Here is a 2,731-nt window from a genome sequence, read left to right as displayed (position 1 = left end):
CTCACCCCGATCGAGTACGAGACAATAAACCGGCCCGCGCTCGCGGCCTGAAAGACCACACCCGCGAGTCAACCGAACTCGGGGCAGTCCCAGGCGCTTGAACAGCTTGGTGAATTGGTTGGGGTCAAGGTCGCGGCCGTCCTCGCGGGTGAAGATGCGGTCGGTCTTGGTGTACGCCTCGCCCCATTCCAGCCGTTCGCGTTTCTGTGCAGCGCGGTACGTCTTGAGCAGCGAATCATTCTCTGTGCCAAGGGCGACGGTGCGGTCGCCAGCATCTGACTTGGGCGTGTCCTCGATGACGCCGGAAGGGCTGTGCACCAACTGACTTCCGATCGTCGCGGCCTTGTTGTCCCAGTCGATATCCGACCAGTCCAAGCCGAGCGCTTCACCACGACGCAGACCGCGCGTACCCAAGATATGCCAGAGGGCATAGAGGCGATCGCCTTCGACAGCGTCCAGGAATGCGCCGAGGTGATCGGCACGCCAGACCATGACACTGGAGGGTGTGGGTGCTTCACGTCGCGCCTGCTTCGGAGTGCGGCCTTCCTCGATGAGCTTGGCTATGGCGTCACGCCAAGCCTTTTCGCGTGCTTTGGTCCAGACGAGCGCCTTTGGTGGCTTGCCCGATGGCAGCTTGACCAGCTTCGCAACGTTCACCGTGACCAGGCCCTCACGCAGGGCATCGCCAAGGCAGCTACGTAGCATCGCGCGCATTCGCTGCATGGCAGACGGGCCGGTGATGCGAGCCTTGATCTTGCCGCGCCGGATCTCTTCGTTGCGTTCTTCGACGTGCTCGAAAGCTGCGGTGAGATGGTGGACGCGAAGGTCATCCAGTTTGACGCGCCCGATGTACTGACCCCAGCGCACGAAGTACCGGGTGTAATGCCCGTGGGTGTTGCTCTTCAGTTCGTGCGCCTTGCCCTTCAGCCAGGTCTCCATGTACTCGGCGACCGTCTGACGCTCGGTGACGACTATGCCGCGATTCGCCTTGGCGCGGATTTCATCGAGGGCGGCCTGTGCTTCGTCCTTGATGGTGAAGCCCGATCGCGTGACGTTCTTCCGCTTGTTCGCCACGGTAACGCCGATTGAGAACGCCCAGGTGCCATGATTCGCCCACGATCCGTTGGGGCGCTTGAGCTTCGGGCACTTCTGACCCAGCTGACGACGCAAACGTCGGGCCAAGGCGCTCAAGATGCGCATTGACGGGATGTCGATGATGTCGGCCCCGTCGTACACGCGCCCGGCATAGCGATATGGCATCCGGGTTGCACGTATCGCAAATGACCGCCGCACAGCTCGGCTCGCGTGTCTGGTCACTCGAAAAATACGACTTCTAGAAAGGATTCCGAATGGAAACCAACGATATACCTGATGCCGCCTTCGAAGTGCTGTTTACGCAGATGAACGCAGCGCTCAAGGGCCTGTCTCTCCCCTCAGCATCCGTCCCCGCGGCATTCCTTGACCGGTTCCCCTACGACCCAGACTCTTTCCGGGCGTATCGGCTGTGGAATCTCGCGATAACCGACGACGGGCCGCGATTGCGCTCACCGTTCGTCAGATCCTCGCTCCCGCATGGGTATTTATGGGTGTCATCGGAATACTCCGCTATCTGCCCTGTCGGTTGTGTCCAGGCTCCAGGTCCCTGCGGGGGGCGTGGCGCTGTTGTGATCGCGCGGCCCGACCATCTGCTGCGGTTCCGTGACAACTATCCCCACTTCGAGGGAGCCTTGATCTGCGGGAAGATGCAGGTAGAGGGTGAAGTGATGACCGTTCCCCTGGACATGCAGGTGTGGCCAAGCTGTGCCCGTGAGCTACGTGCGCACAAAGTCGTTATCGAAAGCCTCTGTGTCCGTGATGAAGTCGCAGATCATGCGGGACCGTTGGCCGACTACTACGGAGTGCCCGTGCGCGTCGGGGTCACGCTCGACAACCTCACCGCCTTATGACTGAATCACGGACACCGCGAGGTCTGTGACTTGTTGGCCGATTTCAGTTCCAGCCGCGACGGCGACCGTGGAGATAGCGCTGGCCATCAATGCCCTGAGAGCAGCCATGGGGCGGTTGGAGTCGGCGCTCGCTTCCCTGATGTCTTCGGCAACTGACCGGGCTTCATCGGCGTTCTCAGGGTTGTCCTCGGCGAACCGGTCCAGCAACTCGGCAAGAGTGGTCAGCTTGTCATCAGAACTGCCCACCGTCAGCGTTTGGTTGAAATCACTGCTCCCGATGGCCACCTGCGCTGGCCCGTTGTTGGTGATGTGGTAGTTGTTGGTCACACCAGTTGTGTTGGCCGGTTGTGTGGAGCCAGGTCGTACGGACTTCTTCGCCGCTGCTGTGTTCTCACCCTTGGAAGTAATCATGGGGCGGATTACCCCGCCTCCCCAGCTTTCACTTCCCGTGATGTAGCCCTCGCTCTTGAGGTATGAGGTAGCTTGACCCCAGTCCCCGTCCGCGATGGGTTCGGCTGCCCATCCCACATCTGTGGCAAGACGGCCCAAGTCCGGGCGAGGCGCTGGGTTGCCAGAGATTTTTTCTTGATAGAGCCAAAGCAGGATCGCATCGCGGACATTCCACATCCGATCTTCAGCGGTTGTCACCGGGCGTATCTCCGTCACGTCAGGGGGAAGAGAATGGCAGATTGAACCGTCACGGGTAAGGGACCGGCTTCGGTTTCAGACCAGCGCCGGTCGGCGTGGTGATTGTTGAGAGTAGTACGCGGCTTCGTATTCGGCGG

The 2,731-nt window shown here is 60.8% G+C and carries 3 protein-coding genes; 1 reads left to right on the top strand and 2 read right to left on the bottom strand.

The features are described from left to right. On the bottom strand, nt 1-1,236 hold a 1,236-nt coding region (locus tag AB0M74_RS35130; protein ID WP_366530620.1), incomplete at its 3' end, for a tyrosine-type recombinase/integrase. A 113-nt stretch (nt 1,237-1,349) separates the two neighbouring features. Here AB0M74_RS35130 and AB0M74_RS35125 point away from each other — a divergent pair. Continuing rightward, complete coding sequence (locus tag AB0M74_RS35125; RefSeq protein ID WP_366530619.1) at nt 1,350-1,946, top strand: hypothetical protein; 597 nt, start codon at nt 1,350-1,352, stop codon at nt 1,944-1,946. Here AB0M74_RS35125 and AB0M74_RS35120 read toward each other — a convergent pair. Then, complete coding sequence (locus AB0M74_RS35120) at nt 1,941-2,594, bottom strand: serine recombinase (protein ID WP_366530618.1); 654 nt, start codon at nt 2,592-2,594, stop codon at nt 1,941-1,943. The genes AB0M74_RS35125 and AB0M74_RS35120 overlap by 6 nt on opposite strands. Between the last annotated feature and the right edge of the window lie 137 nt (nt 2,595-2,731).

This window comes from Nocardia sp. NPDC051463, from assembly GCF_040681975.1.
Classification (GTDB): domain Bacteria; phylum Actinomycetota; class Actinomycetes; order Mycobacteriales; family Mycobacteriaceae; genus Nocardia.
This window is presented reverse-complemented; position numbering and strand designations above follow the sequence as displayed.